Genomic DNA, 24,299 nt, shown 5'->3' with positions numbered 1-24,299 from the left:
GGGCTGGCCTCAGCCACGGCTGTCACAGGCGGCTGCCTGTTTCAGGTGGGCGACGAAATTGCACGGGCGATGGCGAGCATCCAGCTGTTCCGCGAGGATACCGTCCCAACCAGTGCGCACCGCATTGGTCGAGCCTGGCAGGCAGCACACCAGGGTACCGTTGGCCAGCCCGGCGAGCGCGCGCGACTGCACGGTGGACGTGCCAATATCAGCCACGGAAATCTGCCGGAACAGCTCGCCGAAACCTTCCACCTGCTTGTCCAGCAGGCAGGCCACGGCTTCAGGCGTGCTGTCACGCCCGGTAAAGCCGGTGCCGCCGGTAATCAGCACCACCTGCACGCGGTCATCGGCAATCCAGGTTGCGACCTGGGCGCGGATCTTGTACAGATCGTCTTTCAACAGCACACGCTCGGCCAGACGGTGGCCGGCCGCGGCCAGCCGGTCGACGAACAGCTGGCCGGAGGTATCGGTGTCGAAGGTACGGGTGTCGCTGACCGTGAGCACGGCGATGTTCAGCGGCACGAAGGGGGTATCTGCCTTGGCTTTCATGGAAGTCCGTCACAAGAAGATGGGATGGCCGCAGTTATAACACAGCATGCGACCAACTCAGCGTGACGCCCTTGGGCCTTGCGCTTGGTCAATGCCTTGGCTGAGCCGCTATGCTGCACTGTAGACGGAACTTGCGTGGACGCCCTGCGTCTTAATGTCATCTAGCACCATCGCACTGGAGAAACACGATGATTCAACGGACCCTACCCGCCTTTCTGCTCGCCTTGGGCCTGGGCGCCCTCGCTGGCTGCGCATCGCCGACCGTCATTACCCTGAACGACGGCCGCGAAATCCAGGCCACCGATACCCCGAAATTCGATGAAGACTCCGGTTTCTACGAATTCGAGCAGCTGGATGGCAAGCGCACCCGCCTCAACAAGGACCAGGTCCGCACTGTGAAAGAGCTCTGATTGCAGCTCGCTTTTTTGCAAACGCCCTTTTAACAACAAGGGGTTGCGTGCAAAAACTGGATGCAGTAGGATTTCTTTCATCGGAGTGTAGCGCAGCCAGGTAGCGCGTCTCGTTCGGGACGAGAAGGCCGCAGGTTCGAATCCTGTCTCTCCGACCAAATCCTGATCAGAAAGCCCGCCATCGTGCGGGCTTTTTGTTGTGTCCGAGAATCGGTCCCCGCTTGGGCAAGGACCGCATGAAGGCGGAAACGTCAGGCAGTGAGGCGCGAGGTGACTTCGCCCAGCTGTCCCGACAAGCCATGCAGGCGCTGCCCCGCCTGTTCGGTATGCTGTACCGCCTCCTGGTTGGCTGTGGCGATGCGGGTGATCTCGATCAGGTTGCGCGAAATGTCTTCGGCCACGCTGGTCTGTTCTTCCGCCGCCGTGGCGATCTGCCGGTTCATGTCGCGGATGGCCTCCACTGCCAGGGTGATGCGCTGCAGCATATGGCCTGCCTGCTGCACCTGTGCGGCGCCCTCCTCGCTGCGCTGCCGGCCGCTTTCGATGGCCTTGACCGCTTCCACGGCCCCGGACTGCACCGCTTCGATGATCTGGTGAATCTCGGCGATCGACGCCGCTGTGCGCTGGGCCAGGCTGCGCACCTCATCGGCGACCACGGCGAAACCACGGCCGGCTTCGCCGGCGCGGGCCGCCTCGATGGCGGCGTTGAGCGCCAGCAGGTTGGTCTGTTCGGCTATGCCACGGATCACCTCAAGCACTTTCCCTATGCGCGTGCTGTCATGCTCCAGGTCGCGAATCACCGCCGCCGTGCCCGCAATTTCGCGGTTGACCACGCCAATGATGTCGATGGTCTGCTGCATCACCTGCTCGCCCGCCTGTGCACTGTGGTCGGCGTCGTCCGCTGCCCGCGCCGCCTCGGCTGCGTGGCGCGCGACCTCCTGGGCGGTGGCAGACATCTCATGCATGGCCGTGGCCACCTGATCGGTGCGCTGAAACTGGTCGTGGGTGCCACGGGCCATGTCGCTGGCGATGCTGCGCAACTGGCCGCTGGCACCTTCCAGCTCCTGGGCGTTGTCCTGCAGGCGGCCGACGGTATCAGCGAGGAAATCGCGCAAGGTATTGGCTGCCCGCGCCAGCCGCCCCAGTTCATCCTCGCGGCGGCTGTCCACCCGCGCCACAAAGCGGCCCTGGCTGAGCTGTGCCACATATTCTATCAACTGGCGAATCGGCTCGATCAGGCTGCGGTTGACCAGCCACAAGCTGAGCAGCCCCACCAGCACCGCCGAGGCAAGCATCACCAACAGGCCCAGCCATACCGTACGTTCGGCGCCAGCACTGAGGCTGACGGCACGCTGGCGGGCATCGGCGCGCAATTGCTCGACCAGCTCGCTCATCTGCTCGCTGGCGGCACGGTCCACCCCCTTGACCGCCTGGTCGCCGGCAACCGGGTCGCCACCCGTCGCCAGGAATGCCTGGCGGCCCTGTGCATACGCCAGGCCAAGCTGCCGGTGGCTGTCACGCAGTTGCTGCAACGGTGCCTTGAGGCGCGCGTCGCTGCTCTCGATCAATTGCCCGAGCAGTTGCTGCACCTGCTGCTCGCGGGCCTGGAACTGCTGCCAGTACTTGTCCATGTCAGCGGGTTGGCGCCCACGCAACAACACGTTTTTCCATTCCTGCACCTGGATCTTGAACTGCAGGTTGGCTTCGTCGATCAATTGCGAGGCCCGCAGCGGCCCGTCAACCAGCTCGGCATAGCCGCGCACGCTGGCCGAGAGAAACTGAAAACACACCAGGGCGATCAGCAGCATGGCCAACAGGCTGCCGCCGAGCAGCGAGAGAATTTGCACTCTGAGCGATTTACGCAACATCTTGGGTCTCGAGAACCAGGGGGAAGGCTGGGGCGGCCAACGCAGCCCCGGTTACTGGCAGGCCAAAAAAAGGCTGCCATCAAGCAATGGCAGCCAGGTCAAGCACGCAACAGTCGAGGCAGATACTCTCAGGCAAATACTACAGAAATGTTACAGGGCTACGACAAGCTAGCCCGCAGTGAACTGCAACGCCGCCAGCCGCGCATAGAGCGGGCTGTGCTCGATCAACTGGCGATGCGTTCCCACCGCCACCAGCTTGCCCTTGTCGATGACGGCGATACGGTCGGCATGTTGCACCGTGGCCAGGCGGTGAGCGATCACCACGGTGGTGCGCCCGGCCATCAGGCTGGGCAGCGCCTGCTGGATCAAGTATTCACTTTGCGCGTCAAGGGCGCTGGTGGCTTCGTCCAGTAACAGGATCGGCGCATCGACCAGCAACGCCCGGGCGATGGCCAGGCGCTGCCGCTGCCCGCCAGACAGGCCGATGCCACCCTCGCCCAATGGGGTCTGATAACCCTGCGGCAGTTGCCGGATGAAGGCATCGGCATGGGCACCGCGGGCCGCTGCCTCGACCTCGGCCAGGGTGGCCTCTGGCCGCCCATAGCGGATATTGGCCTCGACCGTGCCACGAAACAGCGAGGGGTTTTGTGCCACCAGGGCGAACTGCCGGCGCAGTTGATCGGGGTCCAGTTCGGTAATCGCCTCGCCGTCGAGCAGGATGCGCCCTTGCTGGGGGTCGTAGAAGCGCAGCAACAGGTCGAACAAGGTCGACTTGCCTGCCCCCGAGGGCCCGACCAGCGCCACGGTCTGCCCCGGCTCGATGGTCAGGCTGAGGCCATCGATAGCCGCGATCGATGGCCGTGACGGATAGGCGAACACCAGCTCCTGCAGCTCGATACGGCCACTGGCCCGTTGCTGCGGCAGCACACGTGCCTTGCTGGGCGCGAGGATCGCAGAGCTGGCCGCCAGCAGTTCGGCGATGCGCTCGGCTGCGCCCGCCGCCCGCTGCAGTTCGCCGATCACTTCGCTGAGGGTGCCGAAGGCACTGCCGACGACCAGGCTGTAGAACACGAAGGCGGCCAGTTCGCCCGCGGAAATACGCCCAGCGATCACGTCCATGCCGCCTACCCACAGCATCACTCCCATCGCGCCCAGTACCAGGACGATCACCAGGGTGATCAGCCAGGCACGCTGGGCGATGCGTTGCCGGGCCACGGCGAACGCCGCCTCCACCGTACTGGCGAACAGCCTGCGGTCATGCGCCTGGTGGTTGTAGGCCTGCACGGTCTTGATCTGCCCGAGGGTCTCGGCCACGTAGCTGCCAACGTCGGCCACGCGGTCCTGGCTCTGCCGCGACAGGCGGCGGACCCGTCGGCCAAACAGCAGGATCGGCGCCAGCACCAGCGGCAGGGCCACGACCACGATGCTGGTGAGCTTGGCGTTGGTGATAAACAGCAATACCACGCCGCCGACGACCATCAGCGCGTTGCGCAGGAACATCGACAGCGATGAACCGATCACCGACTGCAGCAACGTGGTGTCGGCGGTCAGCCGCGACTGGATTTCCGAGCTGCGGTTGTCTTCGAAAAACCCGGGGTGCAAGCCGAGCAGGTGGTCGAACACGGCCCGGCGGATGTCAGCCACGCAACGCTCGCCGATCCATGACACCAGGTAGAAGCGGCTGAAGGTGCCCACGGCCAGGGCCAGCACCAACAACAGGAACAGGCCGATGGTCTGGTTGAGCTGGTGCACGGAGCGGGTCATGAAACCCTGGTCGACCAACAGGCGGATGCCTTGCCCCATGTACAGGGTAATGGCTGCGGTGATCACCAGGGCAAGCAGCGCCAGCAGCACCTGGCGACGGTAGGGGCGAAGGAACTGCCAACCCAGGCGCAAGGCGCGGCGTTGGCGCGGGGAAACCGGTTCAGGCATGGCGGTGACCAAAATGGCGGGGAAAGCGCAGCCTACCACTCATCGGCCTCTGGGGTGCCCTGCCAGGTAGCTATAGCCCATTGGTCTAACCAGGCGCTGGAGCTTTACCGCCGTTTCTGTTGGACTGTCTTTGCCGTGGCGCTGCGCTTGGAGTCACAGGCCAGTCACGGCGCAGGGTTAACCTGAGCTTGAACCTGATAAGGAGGCACTACATGAGCTTGCAGCATGGCAGCGACAATCAGAAGCCCCGGCCCACCCCGCCAGCGCAGGTGTGCGGCTCGATCATCGACGCCCAGGGGCGCGAAGTACCGATCACCGAGCAGATGATCCAGCAGGCCTGCAAGGCCCTGGAGGAAAGCCGGGGCGAGCGCGTACGCAAGGGTTGATCGGCGAATCCCTGTGACCCGGCGCTTGCGCCGGGTTTTTATTGGGCTGAATCCTGCACCGGCCTCTTCGCGTGTGAACCGGCGCCCACAGCGACCGCACAGGTAGTGAGGGCAGGGGCAGCGTTCAACAGGCTGTCAGACCAGCACCCCACCCAGGGCACTCACCAGCTGCGCTAACTGCGGCGACTCACCGCGCAAGCGCACCGCCAGCCCTTCGATTTCGCGACGCGGTGGGTACTGCTTGCGCAACTGGTCGAATGCCGCGCGCTGTTGCTGCGGGTCGTCGCTGAGGCTGCGGCGGAAGTCGGCATCGTCACGGCGCGGGTCGTACAAGGCGCGACACAGGGTGGCCAAAGCCCAGGCCGGGTCGGCATCGGCATCCAGCTCGATCTGGGCCAGCGGCGGGCGTGGCAGCAGGTCGCTCAGTTGCACCTGTTCCTCCACGCCCAGGAAGCGGCACAACGCCTGATAGATCTGCGCCGTGCCCCGCTGACGACCGTCGAGGCTATAGCCGGCAATGTGCGGCGAGGCCAGCGTGCAGAGGTCGGCCAGTTGCAGGTCGACCTGCGGCTCGCCCTCCCACACGTCCAGCACCGCATGCACGTCTTCACGCTCGAGCAGCAGTTCGCGCAGCGCGTGGTTGTCCACCACCGAGCCGCGGCTGGCGTTGATCAACCAGGCGCCCGGGCGCAGACGTGCCAGTTGCGCCTGGCCCAGCAAGTGCCAGGTCGGGTGCTCGCCGCCACGCTGCAACGGGGTATGCAGGCTGATCACATCGCATTGCTGCAGGAGAGTATCGAGGCTGACGTAATCGCCGCCCTCGGCGGCCTGGCGCAATGGGTCGCACACCAGCACCTTCCAGCCCAGGCCGTGCAGTACCCGAACCAGGCGCCCCCCCACCTCACCGGCGCCCACCACGCCATACACCCGCTCGGGCAGCGCCACGCCATCCAGCTCGGCCAGGGTCAGCAGACTGCCCAGCACGTAATCCACCACACCCCGGGCGTTGCACCCCGGGGCGCTGCTCCAGCGGATACCGGCCTCGGCAAAGTAGTCCAGGTCCAAATGGTCGGTGCCGATGGTGCAAGTGCCGACAAAGCGCACGCGGCTACCTTCGAGCAGTTGGCGGTCGACCTTGGTCACCGAGCGCACCAGCAGAATGTCGGCGTCCCTGACGCTGGCGGCATCTAGGCTTCTGCCAGGGTAACGGCGAATTTCACCGAAACCCTGGAAAAAGGCATCGAGCAGCGGAATGTTCTCGTCGGCAACTATCAGCATGGCGCTCTCCTGTCTGGGGAACGCAGTGTAGGCGCAACGCCGGGCGTGTTCCAGAGCGCTTCAGTCGGCTTTCTTGCGGATCCAGTACAGGAAGGTGCCGGCGTTCTCCTGCTGCTGCAGCAGTTCGTGACCGAGGAAGTTGCAGAACTTGGGGATGTCGCGACGGGTCGAGGGGTCGGTGGCGATGACTTTGAGCAGGCCGCCAGCGGCGAGGTCACGGACGTGCTGGTGCAGCATCATCACCGGTTCCGGGCAATTCAGGCCGGTGGCGTCGAGGATGGCGTCGGGGGTGAATTCGGTCATGGAAGGCTCCGCAAGTGATGCGCCATTGTCGCGCATAGTACCGCCTGAACCAAGGGGCCGCTGGGCGGCCCCGCCAATCAGCGTGGTTTCGGATCAAGCCGGCGCAGATGGCAGGTCACTTCCTCACGGTCGTGATACAGCTGCTTGCAGGCGATCGATACCTTGACCTTGCGCGCCTTGAATGTCGCCTCCATGCGCTCGAGCAACCGGCGTACCTCGGCATAGCGCTGTTTCATGGGCAATTTCAGGTTGACCACCGCTTCGCGGCACAGCCCCTCGCCCAGCCAGGTTTCGATCAGCGAGGTGGTGCGCGCCGGCTTCTCGACAATGTCACACACCATCCAGTCCACCGGCTGCTTCGGCTGCCAGCTGAAACCATCAGCCATCAGGTGCTGGACCAGCCCGGTATCCATCAGGCTTTCCGCCATCGGCCCATTGTCGATGGCCGTCACCAGCATGCCCCGACGCACCAGTTGATAGGTCCAGCCACCCGGCGATGCCCCCAGGTCGACACCGGTCATGTCATCACCCAGGCGCTGCGCCCATTGTTCACGGGGAATGAACTGGTGCCAGGCTTCTTCCAGCTTGAGGGTCGAGCGGCTGGGCGCCTCGCGGGGAAATTTCAGGCGCGGGATGCCCATCGGCCACAGCGCGCTGTTATTGGCCGGGGCGACGCCGGCGAACACGCGGCGGCCGCTGAGGAAGGTAAGCAGCAGGCGTGGACGGCTGGCGTCGTCGACCAGCTGACCAGAGTTTTCCAGCGCCTTGCGCAGTGGCACCTCGAATTTGCGGCAGAAGGTCGACAACTCCTTGCCGTCGTTGCTGTCCAGCACTTCCAGCCACAGGCTGCCGAACACCGGAAACCCGGCCAGGTACGCCTGCAGCACAGAAATGCGGTCGCTTTCCGGCAGCTCGACATAACCGCCACGGGCCCATTGCCGAGGGAAAATCAGCTGGTTGAAGCGCAGTTCCCCCATCAGACGCTCGCCACCACCCTCCTCGCTGCAGACAAACTCGGCACTGGCACTGTGCGGCTTGCCTTTGGCATAACCGGCGATGCCCAGGCGGGCGGCATGTTCGCTGATTTCGGCGCAGACCTCGCCCTCGAAACCGGGCCGGCAATGCATGAACAGGGTATTCATCTCTCACTCCACTACGGCGGGCGCGCCACAGGCGCCGGCAGGGCGGCGATGATAAAGGAAGATTGGAACCTGCGACACGCCCCGCCGGTCCAGAAAAGGGTCAGGTGGCGCAAAGCGGTCTAACCTGACCTTTCAGCCAGGTCCGCAGCGTGCGGGCCGACACAGAGCGGTGCCCCGGCAGGCCTGAGCCATTGCCGGCCACCGGCGCAGAAGGAGTTGGCAATGCCCTCGCTCGATAGCCTGAACACCCTCAAGCCCCTCACGGTGGGTGACCAGACCTACCACTACTTCAGCCTTCCCGAAGCCGCCCGACAGCTGGGCGACCTGCAGCGCCTGCCGATGTCGCTGAAGGTGCTGCTGGAAAACCTGCTGCGCTGGGAGGACGGCAAGACTGTCACTGGCGACGACCTGCGTGCCCTTGCCCAATGGCTGGGCGAGCGGCGTTCCGACCGCGAGATCCAGTACCGCCCGGCGCGGGTACTGATGCAGGACTTCACCGGCGTGCCGGCCGTGGTCGACCTGGCCGCCATGCGCGCCGCCATGGCCAAGGCCGGTGGCGATCCGCAGCGGATCAACCCGCTGTCACCGGTGGACCTGGTGATCGACCACTCAGTGATGGTCGACCGCTACGGCACGCCACAGGCCTTCAGCGAGAACGTCGACATCGAAATGCAGCGCAATGGTGAACGCTATGCGTTCCTGCGCTGGGGCCAGAGCGCCTTCGACAACTTCAGCGTGGTACCGCCAGGCACCGGGATCTGCCACCAGGTCAACCTGGAATACCTGGGCCGCACCGTCTGGACCCGTGAGGCCGATGGCCGCACCTACGCCTTCCCGGACACCTTGGTCGGCACTGATTCACATACCACCATGATCAATGGCCTGGGCGTGCTTGGCTGGGGCGTGGGCGGCATCGAAGCGGAAGCGGCCATGCTCGGCCAGCCGGTATCAATGCTGATCCCGGAAGTGATCGGCTTCAAGCTGACCGGCAAGCTGCGCGAAGGCATCACCGCCACCGACCTGGTGCTGACGGTGACGCAGATGCTGCGCAAGAAGGGTGTGGTCGGCAAGTTCGTCGAATTCTATGGCGATGGCCTGGCCGAGCTGCCCTTGGCCGACCGCGCGACCATCGCCAACATGGCCCCGGAATACGGTGCCACCTGCGGCTTCTTCCCGGTCGACCAGGTAACCCTGGACTACCTGCGCCTGTCCGGCCGCCCCGAGGCGACCGTGCAACTGGTCGAGCACTACTGCAAAGCCCAGGGCTTGTGGCGGCTGCCGGGGCAGGAGCCGCTGTTCAGCGACAGCCTGGCGCTGGACATGCACGAGGTGGAGGCCAGCCTGGCCGGGCCCAAGCGGCCGCAGGACCGAGTGGCCCTGGGCCAGGTCCGCCAGGCCTTCGACCACTTTATCGAACTGCAGCCCAAACCCCTTGCCAAGGAAGTCGGCCGTCTGGAAAGCGAAGGTGGCGGCGGCGTGGCGGTGGGCAACGCCGACCAGGCCGGAGAAATCGACTACAGCCATCAAGGCCAGACCCATACCCTGCGCGATGGCGCGGTGGTGATCGCTGCGATCACCTCCTGCACCAACACCTCCAACCCCAGCGTGATGATGGCCGCCGGGCTGGTGGCGAAAAAGGCCCTGGAGAAAGGCCTGCAGCGCCAACCTTGGGTCAAGAGTTCGCTGGCGCCGGGTTCCAAGGTAGTCACCGACTACTTCAAGGCCGCCGGGCTCGACACCTACCTCGACCAACTGGGGTTCGACCTGGTCGGCTATGGTTGCACCACCTGCATCGGCAACTCTGGCCCGCTGGATGACGCGATCGAAAAGGCCATTGGCAGCGCCGACCTCACCGTAGCCTCGGTATTGTCGGGGAACCGCAACTTCGAAGGCCGCGTGCACCCGCTGGTGAAGACCAACTGGCTGGCCTCGCCGCCGCTGGTGGTGGCCTATGCCCTGGCCGGCACCGTGCGCCTGGACCTGACCAGCGACCCGCTGGGGACCGGCAACGACGGCCAGCCGGTGTACTTGCGCGACATCTGGCCCAGCCAGCAGGAAATCGCCGCGGCCGTGGCCAAGGTCGATACGGCGATGTTCCACAAGGAATACGCCGAAGTGTTCGCTGGCGATGCGCAGTGGCAGGCCATCGAAGTACCTCAGGCAGCCACCTACGCGTGGCAGGCTGACTCCACCTACATCCAGCATCCCCCGTTCTTCGATGGCATCGGCGGGCCACCACCGCAGCTCACGGATATCCGGAACGCAAGAATACTGGCGCTGCTGGGCGACTCGGTGACCACCGACCACATTTCCCCGGCCGGCAATATCAAGGCCGACAGCCCGGCCGGGCGCTACCTGCGTGAACAGGGCGTGGAACCACGCGATTTCAACTCCTACGGCTCGCGGCGTGGCAACCATGAAGTGATGATGCGGGGCACCTTCGCCAACATCCGTATCCGCAACGAAATGCTGCCGGGCGAAGAAGGTGGCATCACCCTGCACGTGCCCACTGGCGAGAAATTGCCGATCTACGACGCCGCCATGCGCTACCAGCAAGCCGGCACTCCGCTGGTAGTGATTGCCGGGCAGGAATACGGCACCGGTTCAAGCCGCGACTGGGCGGCCAAGGGCACCAACCTGCTGGGCGTCAAGGCGGTGCTCGCAGAAAGCTTCGAACGCATTCACCGTTCCAACCTGGTGGGCATGGGGGTGCTGCCGCTGCAGTTCAAGGCCGGGCACAACCGCAAGCAACTGGGGCTGACCGGCAAGGAACAGATCGATGTCCTGGGCCTGACCGGCGCGGAACTCCACCCAGGCATGAACCTGTCCCTGCGCATCATCCGCGAGGATGGGCAGCAGGAGCAGATCGAAGTGCTTTGCCGCATCGACACTTTGAACGAGGTGGAGTACTTCAAGGCAGGGGGAATCCTGCATTATGTGTTGCGTCAGCTGATCGCCGGCTGAATCGGGTATGCTTGGGCCGCTCCCGCAGGCGATGGGTAGCGGCCCGTTTCCATCTACCCGAGAAGGACCACTCGTGCCTCGCCTCCACCTGATCGTTCTCCTGTTTCTGGCCCTCGGTTACACGCTGGCCCTGAACCTCGGCAACCTTGGCATCGCCACCCTGCCCACCTTCCTCGCCCTGCTTGTCTGCGCCCTGCTTGCTGGTCGCCCGCAGCGCTGGCTACGAGCCCTGGGCCATATACTGTTCATCCTGTTGGCTATCGCCCTGGCGCTGCACTGGCTGCCCGGTTTCAACGCAGCCAAGGTCATCGACAGCGCCATCCTCAGCTCCGGCGCCCAGCCCTTCACCTTGTACCTGAACCTGGACAAACCGCTGATCGGCGCCTGGCTGCTGTTGGCCTGCCCTTGGCTGATCATCTGGCGCGGCCAGGGCCTGCAGGCCAGCCTGCTGTACGTGCTGCCCCTGACCCTGCTTGCCTGCCTGGGCGGCGCCTGGGCCCTGGGCATGGTTGCATGGGCGCCGAAATGGCCCGAACAGGCCTGGCTGTGGTTGCTGAACAACCTGTTGTTGGTCAGCCTGACCGAAGAGCTGCTGTTTCGCGGTTATCTGCAAGGCAGCCTGCAGCGCATGCTGCGCCATCAGGGGCTGGCGTTGTTCGCCGCCGCCATGCTGTTCGGCCTGGCCCACCTGGGGGCTGGCTGGCAATGGGTATACCTGGCCACCCTCGCTGGTCTGGGCTACGGCCTGGCATACCGCTGGGGCGGCGTGGCGGCAGCCGTGCTTTGCCACTTCGGCCTGAACCTGATGCATTTCACGCTGTTCAGCTACTCGATGCTGGCTCTTGGCTAGCTAATCGGTCATCATCTGACTTCTACGTCATTAATCCGCAGTAAAAACGCAATAATGACGCAAACAAGCCTGAACATGCCCGGCGACTAACCCAGACTGAATAATGGCCTATTGCCACAGATCAAGCCTTGCAAATATTCACTCAATAAAACCAGGGCCTTGCCGATAGCTTTGGAAAGCCCTGCGGACTATCAACCCATGCGTAACAACCAGCCGATTACCCAGAGAGAAAGGACTTTCCCTGCCCAGCAGCGGTTGATCTCTACCACCAATGCCAAAGGGGTGATCACTTACTGCAACGATGCTTTCATCGAGATAAGTGGTTTCACCCGCGAAGAACTGACCGGTGCGCCACACAACCTGGTACGCCACCCGGACGTGCCGCCAGCCGTGTTCGCGCACATGTGGCAGACCCTCAAGCAGGGCCAGCCGTGGATGGGTATTGTCAAGAACCGCTGCAAGTCCGGTGATCACTATTGGGTCAACGCCTACGTCACGCCGATCTTCGACAACAACCAGGTGGTTGGCTTCGAATCGGTGCGGGTCAAACCCACTGCCGAACAGATTCGTCGCGCCGAGGCGCTCTACCAACGGATCAACCAGGGCAAGCCGCCAGTACCACGCCGCGACAAGTGGCTACCGGTGCTGCAGGACTGGCTGCCGTTCATCCTGATCAGCCAGGTGGGCTTCCTGATCGGCAACTGGCTCGGCCATTCCTGGGGCTTCGCCCTGGCCGCCGGGCTTTCCGTACCCCTGGGCCTGCTCGGTCTGGGCTGGCAGCAGCGCGGCCTCAAGCGCCTGCTGCGCCTGGCCGAACAGACCACCTCCGACCCGCTGATCGCACAGATGTACACTGACAGCCGCGGGGTACAGGCACGCCTGGAAATGGCCATGCTGAGCCAGGACGCACGCATGAAAACCTGCCTGACCCGTCTGCAGGACAGCGCCGAACACCTCAGCGAACAGGCGCGCCAGTCCGACGCCCTGGCGCACAGGAGTTCTTCGGGGCTGGAACGTCAGCGTGTGGAAACCGAGCAAGTCGCCGCCGCAGTCAATCAGATGGCCGCCACCACCCAGGAAGTGGCCAACCACGTGCAGCGCACCGCCGATGCCACCCAGGAAGCCAACCGCCTGACCAGCCAGGGCAGGCAGATCGCCGGGGAAACCCGCGAAGCCATCGAGCGCCTGTCGGCTGCGGTAGGCGAAACTGGCCAGACAGTCACCCAGTTGGCCAAGGACAGTGACGAGATTGGTGGCGTGGTCGATGTGATCAAGGGCATCGCCGATCAGACCAACCTGTTGGCATTGAACGCAGCCATCGAAGCGGCGCGTGCAGGTGAAATGGGCCGTGGCTTTGCCGTGGTGGCCGATGAAGTGCGCCAGCTGGCACAGCGCACCGCCGAGTCCACCGGGCAGATTCACGGGCTTATCGCCAAGCTGCAACAGACTGCCAGCAATGCCGTACTGACCATGGAAACCGGCCACCGCCAGGCGCAGGAAGGCGTCGAACGCGTGATGCAGGCCGACGAGGCACTGGTCGGGATCAGCGAAGCGGTGGCCAACATCACCGACATGGCAACCCAGATCGCCGCCGCGACAGAAGAGCAGACCGCGGTAGCCGACGAGATCAGCCGCAACATCAGCACCATTGCCGAGCTGGCCGACCAGACCGCCGAACAGGCCCAGCACTCGGCGCTGCTCAGCGAGGAGCTGACCAGTACCGCGGGTACCCAGTACTCACTGGTGGAGCGCTTCAACCGCTGAGCCCCTCAGAAAAGCTTGACCGCGAACAGAGTAGCTACCTTGGGAACTGCGCTGACTTCAAGTTGGCGCTGTACCTGAATCCTCCAGGTCACCAATCCAGGCGCAAACGGCTCTCGAAATAGCGTTCTTCCCCGCTCAGTGGGTCCTCGAAACGCAAGCTCTGCGCCAGCAGTTTCAACGGCCGCTGATAGTCATCCTGGTCCTTGAGCAACAGCGGGTAGAACGGGTCATTGCTGATACCCGCACCCAATGCCGCCATGTGCACACGCAACTGGTGGGTCTTGCCGGTGACCGGCGACAACCCATAGCGCCACAGGTCGCCATGCTTCTCCAGCACTTCGGCCCAGGTTTCGCTGTTAGCCTCCCCTTCCACTTCGTGCATGCGGAAAAACGGCTCGCCATGCACCAGGCGGCTTTTGTGCACCAGCGGAAAATCGTGTTGCGGCATGGCTGCGGCAATGGCCTGGTAGCGCTTTTCGATACGCCGCTCAGGGAAGAGCCGCTGGTAGGCACTGCGACTCTGCGGATTGGCGGAAAACAGCACCAGCCCGGCCGTATGCCGGTCGATACGGTGCAACGGTACCAAGTGCGGGTTGCCGAGGCGGTGAATCAGGCGGCGCAGCAAGGTCTGCTCGACATATTCCCCGGTCGGCGTCACCGGCAGGAAATGCGGCTTGTCCGCCACCACCAGGTGATCATCAACGTGCAGCACCGCCTCCTGCACCGGAATCGGCCGCTCGTTCGGCACTTCACGGAAGTAGTGCAAACGCATGCCCCGCTTGTACGGCAGCTCAGCCGAGATAGCTAGCCCCTCGGCATCCAGCACCCGGCCCCGGGCAAAGCGATCAAGCCATTGAGCCCGGTCGATTGCCTTGAAATGGTCACACAGGCAGTCGAGTACCGTCGCCCAATTACCGGGTGGCAGGCACACTGTGCTGGCTTGCTGGCGGGCGGGGTCGAACGGCGTGGTCATGGCGGGGCTCGAAACATTCACGGCCGCGCATTATCCCCCAAGCCCGCACCCTCAACCAGCCTTGGCCATCGCTTCGCTGCGTTCCTTCAGCCAACGCAGTACCTGCACCGGCTCCCAGCGGCCGGGGTCGTACAGGGCATACAGCAACCCCTGATAACCCACGACATCCAGCCCGCGGTGATAGCCGGCACGCTGAAACAAGGCCTCAATTTCTGCAAAGCAGGTATTGAAGTGGACCTTGCCGAACGGTGTGCGGTCGTCGGTGACCAGGCCTTCGAGGCGCAGTTCCAGAACGGCGTCCGCCACCCGTTCGACGGGCATGCGGTTGACGCTGTACTTGAGTTGCTCGACGTTGAGCATGGCTTTACCTCGACACTGTATTTATATACAGCATACGAACATCCCCTTACATTCGTCAATGCGCTTCATTGCAGCCCCTCCTGGCAGCCGCTGTCTCTGCTGATGGTCAACACCTGTCGCCGGGGCGCGCCTGGCGTCACCGACAGGTGTACCCATTGCTCGAACTCGAGGATCAACTGGTCGAACGGAATGGCGCTTTCGCTGATGCGGCGCACGACTTCGCACGGGCTTACTTCAACCACCGTAAAGTCGGCGGCCAGCCCTTGCAAATGCTTGCTTGTCGGCGCCCCGCCAATGCGGCTGTTGACTGCCGGACTGCGATAGCCGCTGCTGACGATGACCGGCGCGCCAAACAGCGCGCGAACCTGCTCCAGGACATTGCACAACAGTTGCAGGTTGGCACGCGCCTCGGCTGGCGGATCGTTGTCCAGCCCTTCCCTGGCGGCGAGCTGTGAAACGGTCATTTCAGCGAGGGTGAAATGGGGGGAAATGAGCATGGCGGGTCCTGATGATCGGTGGAAACGGCCGGCCTCGGCGTGCCGGCAGATGATCATCACGACCCAGCGCGCCCCATGGAGCAGGGAGGCGCCTCCCCTGGTGCCGTCATTGCGCGAGAAACGCCACAACCTGCTCGGCATCGAACGGCCAATGCAGCTCGGCGCCGTTATCGCAGCGCCGCAGCACCGGAATGATCAGGCCGTAACGCTCGAACATGGCCTGGCTTTCGGCAATATCCACCAGCTCCACCAGCAGGCCATGATCGACGAAGGGCATCAGCACGGCCTCGGCCACTTCGCACAGGTGGCAGCCGAGGGTGCCGAACAGTTGGCATTCAGGCAGCATGGGGCAGGTTCCGGTTTTGGCATGAAGGGAAGCCTATTCTAGGCCGCTGCTGCCCCCTGCGCACCTGACCAGGTTCAATCCTGACTGGTAGCGCCGATACGGTGCATCGACAGATCGGCCCCCTGGAACTCCTGTTCATGGCTCAAGCGCAGGCCATGCAGCGCGCGGATCGCACCGTACACGGCAAAGCCACCGGCCAGCGCCACCAGCACGCCCAGCAGGCTGCCCAGCAACTGGCTGACCAGGCTGACACCGCCCATGCCGCCCAGGGCCGCCTGGCCGAACACACCACAGGCAATGCCGCCCCACACACCACACAGGCCATGCAATGGCCACACGCCCAGAACATCGTCGATCTTCCAGCGGTTCTGTGCCGCGGTGAAGGTCCAGACGAACAGCCCGCCCGCGACCAGCCCAGTGACCAGCGCGCCAATCGGGTGCATCAGGTCGGAACCCGCACAGACCGCCACCAGACCGGCCAGTGGCCCGTTATGCAGGAAGCCCGGGTCGTTACGCCCGGCCAGCAAGGCCGACAGGGTGCCACCGACCATGGCCATCAGCGAGTTGATCGCCACCAGGCCGCTGATTCCCTGCAGGGTCTGCGCACTCATGACGTTGAAACCGAACCAGCCAATGATCAGGATCCACGACCCCAGCGCCAGGAAGGGAATGCTCGACGGCGCAAACGCCACCAACCGGCCATCGCGATAGCGCCCGCGTCGCGCGCCCAGCAGCAGGACCGCCGCCAAGGCCAGCCAGCCGCCCATGGCATGCACCACCACCGAGCCGGCAAAGTCATGGAACGGCGCGCCAAAGCGGGCCTGTAACCAGGCCTGCAGCCCCAGGTTGCCGTTCCACACCACACCCTCGAAGAACGGGTAGACAAACGCCACGATCAGCGCCGTGGCGCATAACTGCGGCACGAAGCGCGCACGCTCGGCAATGCCCCCGGAGATAATCGCCGGGATCGCTGCGGCGAAGGTCAGCAGAAAGAAGCACTTGACCAGCGCATAACCCTGGTCGGCCGCCAGCGCGGCGGCCGGCTGCAGGAAACTGACCCCATAGGCGATCCAGTAGCCGACAAAGAAGTACACCAGCGCCGAGATGGCAAAATCACTGAGAATCTTCGACAAGGCGTTGACCTGGTTCTTGTGGCGCACCGTGCCCACTTCGAGAAACGCGAAGCCGGCATGCATGGCCAGCACCAGAATGGCGCCCATGAGAATGAACAGGGTATTGGAACCGTGGACCAGAGTGTCCATCGCGCTGTGCGTGTTTTCCATGAAGTAGGCAGACCTGCTGAAAAGGCACCAGAACAGTTCAAGAACCTGCATCGATGCACCTGATCGGTGCCAGCCCCTTGCCCTGTTTCGGTGAGCTCGGCGGAGCCTGCGCGGTTTTTTCTTGGGTTTGTCGTGGATTGGGTTAAGGTTTATCGGTAGCCGCTGCGCTGACGCCCTGTATCGGCGCAATACCTGCCTTGAGCGCCCCGCAACGTGGCAAAGCCTTAGCAAGGCCCATACCAGCAGCGGCACTTGAACCTTCGGCATGTGCTATCACTCGAACTACCAACATTCATCGACAGGGAGACACCCATGGCCAGCAAATCGGCAAAGACTGCACAAGAGATATTGATGGCTGACTTCCAGGCACTGGTACGCGACACCGAGAAGCTGCTGGCTGACACTGCCAACCTGGCTGGTGACCAGGCGGACGAATTGCGCGGACAGATTCACGAGCGCCTGGCCCAGGCCCGCGAAACCTTGCAGCTGACCCAGGACTCGGTACGCGAGCGCGGCCAGGCAGCGTTGGGCAGCGCCGAACAGTACGTGCAGGAAAACCCGTGGCAGGCTATCGGCATCGCAGCGGGCGTCGGGCTGTTGATCGGCCTGCTGGCCAACCGCCACTGAGGGGATACCATGGATAACGACGCCAACGGCGCCAGCGCTGCTGGCAAGCGCCTGGGTGCGGCCGCGCTGGGGCTGCTGCACAGCCATATCGAACTGTTCGGCATCGAACTGCAAGAGCAGAAGGGCCGCACCTTGAGCCTGCTGTTGTTCGCCGGCCTGGCCCTGGTGTTCGCCTTGCTGCTGCTGACGGCCCTCTCCGGGCTGCTGCTGGTGCTGCTGTGGGACAGCTATCGCCTGGCTGGCATCATCGGCCTGTGCGTGTTTTACGGAATTGCCGCGCTGTACTGCGGATTGCGCTTGAAAGCTGCGGTGTTCGATGAGTCGTCACCATTCGGTGCCACCCTCGAGGAACTCGCCAAGGACCGGGAGCGCCTGTTGCCATGAGCCTGCCAGAACTGCCAAACACACGTAACCCTCGTGAACTGCGCAAGGCACTGTTGCGCCTGCGCATGGAAATGCACCGCCAGGAAATCCGCCATGAGTCCGGGCAGTTGCTCGAGCCGCTGCGCCGCGTGCGCGGAATGGGCAACTCGCTGCACGACGGGCTCGGCATCAAGCATGCACCGCTGTGGGGAATTGGCGCCGTGGTCGCGCTGGGTTTCCTCACCGGCAAGGGCGTGCGCAGCGGTAACCTCGCGCGGCTGTTGCGCCTGGGTAGCACCCTGCTACCGTTGGTGCGCCTGTATCTGCAAGGCAGCCGCCGCCCCTGACGGGTCAATCAATCCTGTGGCATCAGCCACTGTAAGAGCGGGTCGATCCGCGAATGCGCAGTACAATCACCGGCGCAATCGCGGACAAGGCCGCTGCCACAGCCCAGTTAGACAACTGCCCCTTGCGCATGGACGCCCGACACAGGAAGCTATTGCCTTCGATGCACAGGAGACCGCGCCTTGGACTGGCACACCCTGCTCACCCGCGAACGCCTGGGCAAAGCGCTATACAGCGCCGATGAGCTCGGGCGCAGCCCCTTTCACAAAGACCACGACCGCATTATTTTCTCCGGTGCTTTCCGCCGCCTCGGGCGCAAGACCCAGGTGCACCCGGTTTCCAGCAACGACCATATCCACACGCGCCTGACCCACTCGCTGGAGGTCAGCTGCGTAGGACGCTCGCTGGGCATGCGCGTCGGCGAAACCCTGCGGGACAACCTTCCGGACTGGTGCGCCCCGAGCGACCTGGGGATGATCGTGCAGTCGGCCTGCCTGGCTCATGACATCGGCAACCCCCCGTTTGGCCACTCTGGCGAAGACGCGATCCGCCACTGGTTCCAGCAAGCCGCCGGACGTGGCTGGCTGGATGACATGAGCGACGACGAGCGCGCCGACTTCCTCAACTTCGAAGGCAATGCCCAAGGCTTTCGTGTACTGACCCAGCTGGAGTATCACCAGTTCGACGGCGGTACCCGGCTGACCTATGCCACCCTCGGCACCTACCTTAAATACCCGTGGAGCGCACGCCACGCCGACGCCCTGGGCTACAAGAAACACAAGTTCGGCAGTTACCAGAGCGAGCTGCCCCTGCTCGAGCAGATCGCCCGCAAGCTTGGCTTGCCGCAAATGGAGTATCAACGCTGGGCGCGCCACCCGCTGGTGTACCTGATGGAGGCCGCCGATGACATCTGCTATGCGCTGATCGACCTGGAAGACGGCCTGGAAATGGAGCTGCTGCAATACGCCGAAGTCGAAGCGCTGCTGCTCGACCTGGTCGGCGAGGACCTGCCGGAAACCTACCGCCAGCTCGGCCCGGGCGATTCCCGCCGGCGCAAGTTGGCCATCCTGCGCGGCAAGGCCATCGAACACCTGACCAACGCCGCCGCGCGGGCCTTCGTCGAGCAACAGCAGGCCTTGCTGGCCGGCCAGCTGGTGGGCGACCTGGTCGAACATATGCACGGCCCGGCCAAACGCTGCGTGCTGCAGGCCAAGGCCATGGCGCGCAACAAGATCTTCCAGGACAAACGCAAGACCTTGCACGAGATCGGCGCCTACACCACCCTGGAAATTCTGCTGAACACCTTCTGTGGCGCTGCGCTCGAGCAACACGGGGGGCGCACGCCGTCGTTCAAGAGCCGCCGGGTGCTGGACCTGATCGGCAACAACGCCCCTGACCCGCACGGTTCTCTGTACAGTGCCTTCCTGCGCATGATCGACTTCATCGCCGGGATGACCGACAGCTATGCCAGCGAAATGGCGCGCGAGATGACCGGGCGTTCCAGCCCGACCTGAACCGCGCCGCTGCAGCCCGGGCCTGCCCGGGGCTGCCAGCGCTGACCGAAGGAAACTTCCTACATATACAATCGGCAATATAAACAACGGGGCTAAATATTAAAGATTGGTTACCAAACTTGCTTTGACATCCGCTATAAAATCCATATTTCGTAGCCAGACTTGCATAAACGTGTAAGCCATTTCCCATATGGGGCTAATAGCCCTTCCTCGCGTCCCCGATGACTTCCAACTGCGATAAGGTGCCGCCTGTCACCTCAATAGCCCGCAGGGAAGTTGAACATGCAATCCATATTTATTGTCGACGACCATCCTGTCATCCGCCTGGCCGTGCGTATGTTGCTGGAAAACCAGAACTACAAGATTGTCGGCGAGTCGGACAATGGCGTGGACGCCATGCAGATGATTCGCGAAACCAACCCCGACCTGGTCATTCTCGACATCAGCATCCCCAAGCTGGACGGGCTGGAGGTGCTTGCCCGCTTTCAGGCCATGGCGTTGCCACTGAAGGTTCTGGTGTTGACTGCGCAATCACCGGCATTGTTTGCCGTGCGCTGCATGCACTCGGGTGCCGCAGGCTATGTATGCAAGCAGGAGGATCTGAGCGAACTGCTGAGTGCAATCAAGGCCGTGCTGGCCGGATACAACTATTTCCCCAGCCAGGCCATAAAGCACAACCAGGCGGTAGATGCCGACCTGAAACTTTTCCGACAGGTGAATGATCGTGAACTGATGGTACTGCAGCTGTTCGCCCAAGGGCGCAGCAACAAGGAAATAGCCAAGGGCATGTTTCTCAGCAGCAAGACGGTCAGTACCTACAAGAAGCGCCTCATGCACAAACTTCAGGCCGACACGCTGGTCGACCTGATCGAAATGGCCAAGCGCAACGCATTGGTCTGAGGTCGTCATGGCGTGTCACATCACTCGTCTGCTGCTCGCCCTGTTCCTGTTCAGTAGCGTGGCGCAGGCTACACCTCAAGGGGCCTCGTCCTACACGCTGCTGGCCCGGTCAACCGCCCGGCCCACCCAGCCAGCGCTTACCGCCGAACAACGGCAGTGGCTGGAAAACCGTCAGGAACTGGTGCTGGGCACCTCGGCACCGGACTACCCGCCGTTCGACATCACCAGCGGCGGCCGTGAATACCAGGGCCTGACAGCCGAATACGCCAGCCTGATCGGCAAGGCTCTGCGGTTGCCGGTCAAGGTGCTGCGCTTTCCCAGCCGGCAGGCAGCGGTGAAAGCGCTGCGGCGTGGCGATATCGACCTGCTTGGCAGTGCCAATGGCTACGAGGCGGCTGCTGATGGCCTGGCGCTTTCGCAACCGTATGCCATCGACCAACCGGTGCTGGTAACACGGGAAGACGAAAGCCGCGCTCTCGACAGAGGGCTGCCCGGCATGCGCCTTGGCATGCTCTACCATTACCTGCCCAGGCGGGAGGTGCTCAACGCCTACCCGCAGGCTGAGTTGCTGGCCTTCGGCTCTTCCAGCGAGGCCTTGAACGCGGTTGCGTTCGGCCAAGCCGACGTGTTCATCGGCGATACCATTTCCACCCACTACCAGCTGAACCGAGGCCACTTGCCGCGCCTGCGCATGGCCAGTTTCGGCAAGCACGAGGCCATCGGCTTCGGCTTTGCCATGCGCCAGCAGGACAAGCTGCTGATGGAGCTGGTGAACGGCGTGCTGGATAGCCAGCCTTCGGCCATACGCGCCAGCATTTTCAAGCGCTGGACCGCCGGCGGCGATCTGCTGCTGAGTGAGCGCAAGCTGCAACTGACCGAGGCCGAGGAACAATGGTTACGGGATCACCCGGTGATGCGCGTGGTGATCGATGACACCGCCGCGCCGTTGTCCTATTTCGATGCAGCCGGCTATTTCCGTGGCATCACCGCCGACCTGCTGGAACTCATTCGCCTGCGTACCGGCCTGCGCTTCGACGTGCAGCGCGCCAGTGGCATCGCCGACATGATTGCCCGCCTCAAGGATGGCCGCGCCGACGTCATTGCCGCACTGGCCACTGGCGGGCAGGCCGAGGGCAACCTGCAAATCAGCCGCCCCTACCTGGAAAGCGTCTATGTGCTGGTCAGCCGCAAGGACAGCGAAGCGCTGACCTCGCTGGACCAGATGCACGGGCGCCGCATTGCCATCAACCGCTACAGCGCGATGGACGCCATGCTGTCACGGAATTATCCGCAGGTTGGCTGGGTAGAGACGGAAAGTACGTTCTATTCCGTGGCGTTGCTCAACAGCGGTGCAGTTGACGCGCTGATCACGCCCCTGGTAGACGCCAACCACGCCCTGGCCAGCAACCCCGAGCTGGTCATCCGCACCACCGTTGGCAGCGAACCGGCCAATTTCGCCATGGCCACCAACAGTTCCTCCGCAGTGCTGGTATCGATCCTCGACAAGGCACTGATGAGCATCTCGCCAGAGGAGCTGGGGGTGATCAACAACCGCTGGCGCGGCTTCGGCCTGCACGATGACGGCAACAGCCAGGACTACCGTCGGCTCGCGGTACAACTGGTGCTGGGCGCGGCCGTGCTCTTGCTGCTGGCCTTGTTGTGGAATGCCCGCCTGCGCCTGCAGATCAGTCAACGCCAACGCGCCGAACGTGCGTTGAACGACCAGCTGGCGTTCATGCGCGCCCTGCTCAATGGCACGCCCCACCCCATGTACGTACGTGATCGCGACGGCTGCCTGCAAAGTTGCAACTTCAGTTACCTTGAAGCTGTACAGGCCTGCTCCGATGAGGTCATAGGCAAACGTCTGAACGACAGCCTGTTCGCAGAGTACGAGCATATCCGCCAGATCGAAGCGGATTACCAGAGGGTGATGGCAGCCGGCACTCCGCTGATCATGGACCGGCCGCTGCGGATCAAGGGCCGCGAGATGACCATCTATCACTGGATACTTCCCTATCGCGACTCCCTGGGCGAGGTGCAGGGCATCATCGGCGGCTGGATCGACATCAGTGAGCGCCGCCAGCTGGTGATGGAGCTGCGCCAGGCCAAGCAGCAGGCCGACGATGCCAACCGCGCCAAGAGTACGTTCCTGGCGACCATCAGCCACGAGATCCGTACCCCGATGAACGCGGTCATCGGCATGCTGGAACTGGCAGTCAAGCGTGCCGACCAGGGTCGGGTGGACCGCAGCGCGCTGGAGCTGGCCCACCATTCGGCCAAGGACCTGCTGGGCCTGATCGGCGACATCCTCGATATCGTGCGCATCGAGTCCGGGCACTTGAACCTTGCCCCTGAGGTAGTCGACCTGGCGGGCCTGGTCGAATCGGTGGGGCGCATCTTCGAAGGTCAGGCACGGCAGAAAGGCCTGGCCCTGGAGGTACTGATCGACCCCGCCGCACGCTGTCATGCACAGCTCGACCCGCTGCGTTTCAAGCAGGTGCTGTCCAACCTGGTGAGCAACGCCATCAAGTTCACCGAACACGGCCAGGTGCGCATCAACGTCAGCCTGGATGAGGCCTGCAGCCCCGCTGTGCTGGAGCTGGAAGTGCGCGACAGTGGCATCGGCATACCCGCTGACGACCTGCAACGCCTGTTCAACCCGTTCATCCAGGCCAACCCGCACAGCCAGGGTGCCCGCGCCGGCACCGGCCTCGGCCTGGCCATCTGCCGCAACCTGTGCGAAATGATGGGAGGCACCCTGAGTATCAGGAGCCTGGAAGATGTCGGTACCCAGGTACGCCTGAAGATGCCGCTGCAGCGGGTCGACGGCGCCGCGCTGGCGGCCCCGCTGCCCGAGGAACTCGAGGTGCCTGACCCACGGCTGAGCGTGCTGGTGATCGACGACCATCCGGCCAACCTGCAACTGATGGCACAACAGCTTGGTTACCTGGGCCTGGAACATGCCAGCGCAGCCGACGGCCACGAAGGCCTGGCCACCTGGCGGGCGGGCGACTTCGATGTACTGGTGCTCGACTGCAACATGCCGCAGATGAACGGCTATCAACTCGCGTCCGCGGTACGGGCCGAGGAAAGCCACGGCAAACGCCCGCGCTGCACCATTCTCGGCTACACCGCCAACGCGCAGCCCGAGGTACGGCGCAAATGCCTGAACGCCGGCATGGATGACTGCCTGCTCAAGCCCATCAGCCTGAGCACACTCAGCCAGCGCCTGGCCGGCATTCGCCCGCGCCGTACGCAGCCACGCCGGCGCAAGCTGTATCACCTGGATGGTCTGGCCGCGGTGGTCGGGCACGACCCCAACGACCGCCAGCGCTTCCTCGAGACCTTGCGGCAGAGCCTGCGGGTCGACCTGGCCACGTTGATGTCGCTGGATCCGCAACACGACAGCAACGCCATCGCCGAACAGGCACACAAGGTACTCAGCGCCGCACGCATGCTGGAAGCGCCCGAGCTGATGGCAGCCTGCGAAGCCCTGGAAGCCGGCGGCCTGTCCACCGTCCAGCTGCGCCTGCGACGGCAGGCACTGGCGCGGCACATGGGCCGGGTGGAACGAGCCCTGGCCAGGGAACTGGCCGCAGATACCTGCACACAGACAGGCAGCCAGGCGTGTTAACTGGTAGACTG

The 24,299-nt window shown here is 63.7% G+C and carries 22 protein-coding genes, 1 tRNA gene and 1 pseudogene; 12 read left to right on the top strand and 12 right to left on the bottom strand.

What is annotated here, in order from left to right; all coding sequences use genetic code 11:
- Window positions 1-9 precede the first annotated feature (9 nt).
- Window positions 10-549 (bottom strand): molybdenum cofactor biosynthesis protein B, encoded by a 540-nt coding sequence (gene moaB / locus B4L76_RS18690; protein ID WP_296234545.1) that lies wholly within the window; start codon window positions 547-549, stop codon window positions 10-12.
- Between the two features lie 188 nt (window positions 550-737).
- On the opposite strand from moaB, the gene B4L76_RS18685 reads away from it, so the two are divergent.
- Both B4L76_RS18685 and B4L76_RS18680 read left to right on the top strand, forming a co-directional pair.
- On the top strand, window positions 738-959 hold the full coding sequence (locus B4L76_RS18685; RefSeq protein WP_296234543.1) for a YgdI/YgdR family lipoprotein: 222 nt from the start codon (window positions 738-740) through the stop codon (window positions 957-959).
- 81 nt (window positions 960-1,040) lie between these two features.
- Window positions 1,041-1,117: transfer RNA gene (locus B4L76_RS18680), tRNA-Pro, on the top strand.
- A 93-nt stretch (window positions 1,118-1,210) separates the two neighbouring features.
- Here the strand turns inward: B4L76_RS18680 and B4L76_RS24410 are convergent.
- From B4L76_RS24410 to B4L76_RS18670, 3 genes and pseudogenes are all read right to left on the bottom strand, one after another.
- Entirely contained in the window at window positions 1,211-1,915 is a 705-nt protein-coding gene (locus B4L76_RS24410; RefSeq protein ID WP_414707223.1) for a methyl-accepting chemotaxis protein, read from the bottom strand.
- Window positions 1,916-2,143: 228 nt separating this feature from the next.
- Window positions 2,144-2,254 (bottom strand): annotated as a pseudogene (locus B4L76_RS24405) (hypothetical protein); the annotation flags it as partial.
- A gap of 741 nt (window positions 2,255-2,995) precedes the next feature.
- The gene (locus B4L76_RS18670) at window positions 2,996-4,759 is read right to left on the bottom strand and encodes an ABC transporter transmembrane domain-containing protein (RefSeq protein WP_296234541.1); all 1,764 of its coding nucleotides are present in this window, start codon (window positions 4,757-4,759) and stop codon (window positions 2,996-2,998) included.
- 212 nt (window positions 4,760-4,971) lie between these two features.
- On the opposite strand from B4L76_RS18670, the gene B4L76_RS18665 reads away from it, so the two are divergent.
- Entirely contained in the window at window positions 4,972-5,145 is a 174-nt protein-coding gene (locus B4L76_RS18665) for a PA1571 family protein (RefSeq protein ID WP_296234540.1), read from the top strand.
- A 135-nt stretch (window positions 5,146-5,280) separates the two neighbouring features.
- Here B4L76_RS18665 and pdxB read toward each other — a convergent pair whose 3' ends face one another.
- The 3 genes from pdxB to rlmM form a co-directional block, all read right to left on the bottom strand.
- Window positions 5,281-6,423, bottom strand: a complete 1,143-nt coding sequence (pdxB, locus tag B4L76_RS18660) for a 4-phosphoerythronate dehydrogenase PdxB (protein ID WP_296234539.1) — start codon at window positions 6,421-6,423, stop codon at window positions 5,281-5,283.
- Window positions 6,424-6,483: 60 nt separating this feature from the next.
- Window positions 6,484-6,726, bottom strand: a complete 243-nt coding sequence (gene tusA / locus B4L76_RS18655; RefSeq protein ID WP_225777013.1) for a sulfurtransferase TusA — start codon at window positions 6,724-6,726, stop codon at window positions 6,484-6,486.
- A 77-nt stretch (window positions 6,727-6,803) separates the two neighbouring features.
- Entirely contained in the window at window positions 6,804-7,868 is a 1,065-nt protein-coding gene (gene rlmM, locus B4L76_RS18650) for a 23S rRNA (cytidine(2498)-2'-O)-methyltransferase RlmM (protein WP_296234537.1), read from the bottom strand.
- Window positions 7,869-8,090: 222 nt separating this feature from the next.
- On the opposite strand from rlmM, the gene acnA reads away from it, so the two are divergent.
- The 3 genes from acnA (at window position 8,091) to B4L76_RS18635 (ending at window position 13,446) form a co-directional block, all read left to right on the top strand.
- Window positions 8,091-10,832 (top strand): aconitate hydratase AcnA, encoded by a 2,742-nt coding sequence (gene acnA / locus B4L76_RS18645; RefSeq protein WP_296234536.1) that lies wholly within the window; start codon window positions 8,091-8,093, stop codon window positions 10,830-10,832.
- A gap of 73 nt (window positions 10,833-10,905) precedes the next feature.
- Window positions 10,906-11,682, top strand: coding sequence for a CPBP family intramembrane glutamic endopeptidase (locus B4L76_RS18640; protein WP_296234535.1), 777 nt, complete (start codon window positions 10,906-10,908; stop codon window positions 11,680-11,682).
- Between the two features lie 198 nt (window positions 11,683-11,880).
- Window positions 11,881-13,446 (top strand): methyl-accepting chemotaxis protein, encoded by a 1,566-nt coding sequence (locus tag B4L76_RS18635; protein WP_296234534.1) that lies wholly within the window; start codon window positions 11,881-11,883, stop codon window positions 13,444-13,446.
- Between the two features lie 88 nt (window positions 13,447-13,534).
- Here the strand turns inward: B4L76_RS18635 and B4L76_RS18630 are convergent, their stop codons facing one another.
- From B4L76_RS18630 to B4L76_RS18610, 5 genes are all read right to left on the bottom strand, one after another.
- Window positions 13,535-14,419, bottom strand: coding sequence for a pseudouridine synthase (locus B4L76_RS18630; RefSeq protein ID WP_296234533.1), 885 nt, complete (start codon window positions 14,417-14,419; stop codon window positions 13,535-13,537).
- 51 nt (window positions 14,420-14,470) lie between these two features.
- Window positions 14,471-14,779, bottom strand: coding sequence for a transcriptional regulator (locus B4L76_RS18625; protein WP_170029066.1), 309 nt, complete (start codon window positions 14,777-14,779; stop codon window positions 14,471-14,473).
- A gap of 65 nt (window positions 14,780-14,844) precedes the next feature.
- Complete coding sequence (locus B4L76_RS18620; RefSeq protein WP_296234529.1) at window positions 14,845-15,276, bottom strand: D-Ala-D-Ala carboxypeptidase family metallohydrolase; 432 nt, start codon at window positions 15,274-15,276, stop codon at window positions 14,845-14,847.
- A gap of 106 nt (window positions 15,277-15,382) precedes the next feature.
- Entirely contained in the window at window positions 15,383-15,622 is a 240-nt protein-coding gene (locus B4L76_RS18615) for a glutaredoxin family protein (RefSeq protein ID WP_296234528.1), read from the bottom strand.
- 74 nt (window positions 15,623-15,696) lie between these two features.
- On the bottom strand, window positions 15,697-16,905 hold the full coding sequence (locus B4L76_RS18610; protein ID WP_296234527.1) for an ammonium transporter: 1,209 nt from the start codon (window positions 16,903-16,905) through the stop codon (window positions 15,697-15,699).
- 312 nt (window positions 16,906-17,217) lie between these two features.
- On the opposite strand from B4L76_RS18610, the gene B4L76_RS18605 reads away from it, so the two are divergent.
- From B4L76_RS18605 to B4L76_RS18580, 6 genes are all read left to right on the top strand, one after another.
- On the top strand, window positions 17,218-17,532 hold the full coding sequence (locus B4L76_RS18605; protein WP_170029062.1) for a DUF883 family protein: 315 nt from the start codon (window positions 17,218-17,220) through the stop codon (window positions 17,530-17,532).
- A 9-nt stretch (window positions 17,533-17,541) separates the two neighbouring features.
- The gene (locus B4L76_RS18600; protein WP_225777001.1) at window positions 17,542-17,916 is read left to right on the top strand and encodes a phage holin family protein; all 375 of its coding nucleotides are present in this window, start codon (window positions 17,542-17,544) and stop codon (window positions 17,914-17,916) included.
- The gene (locus B4L76_RS18595) at window positions 17,913-18,242 is read left to right on the top strand and encodes a hypothetical protein (RefSeq protein WP_296234526.1); all 330 of its coding nucleotides are present in this window, start codon (window positions 17,913-17,915) and stop codon (window positions 18,240-18,242) included. The genes B4L76_RS18600 and B4L76_RS18595 overlap by 4 nt, the downstream gene beginning before the upstream one ends.
- A 180-nt stretch (window positions 18,243-18,422) precedes the next feature.
- Window positions 18,423-19,754 carry a deoxyguanosinetriphosphate triphosphohydrolase gene (locus B4L76_RS18590; protein WP_296234525.1) on the top strand — a complete coding sequence of 444 codons (1,332 nt, stop codon included), beginning with the start codon at window positions 18,423-18,425 and terminating at the stop codon, window positions 19,752-19,754.
- A gap of 282 nt (window positions 19,755-20,036) precedes the next feature.
- Window positions 20,037-20,654 (top strand): response regulator transcription factor, encoded by a 618-nt coding sequence (locus B4L76_RS18585; RefSeq protein WP_296234524.1) that lies wholly within the window; start codon window positions 20,037-20,039, stop codon window positions 20,652-20,654.
- A 7-nt stretch (window positions 20,655-20,661) separates the two neighbouring features.
- On the top strand, window positions 20,662-24,288 hold the full coding sequence (locus B4L76_RS18580; RefSeq protein ID WP_296234523.1) for an ATP-binding protein: 3,627 nt from the start codon (window positions 20,662-20,664) through the stop codon (window positions 24,286-24,288).
- Window positions 24,289-24,299 lie beyond the last annotated feature (11 nt).

The sequence above is a fragment of the Pseudomonas sp. UBA4617 genome (assembly GCF_002386445.1).
GTDB lineage: Bacteria > Pseudomonadota > Gammaproteobacteria > Pseudomonadales > Pseudomonadaceae > Aquipseudomonas.
The sequence above is the reverse complement of the archived record's forward strand: the minus strand, read 5'-3'. Positions and strand labels throughout refer to the sequence as shown.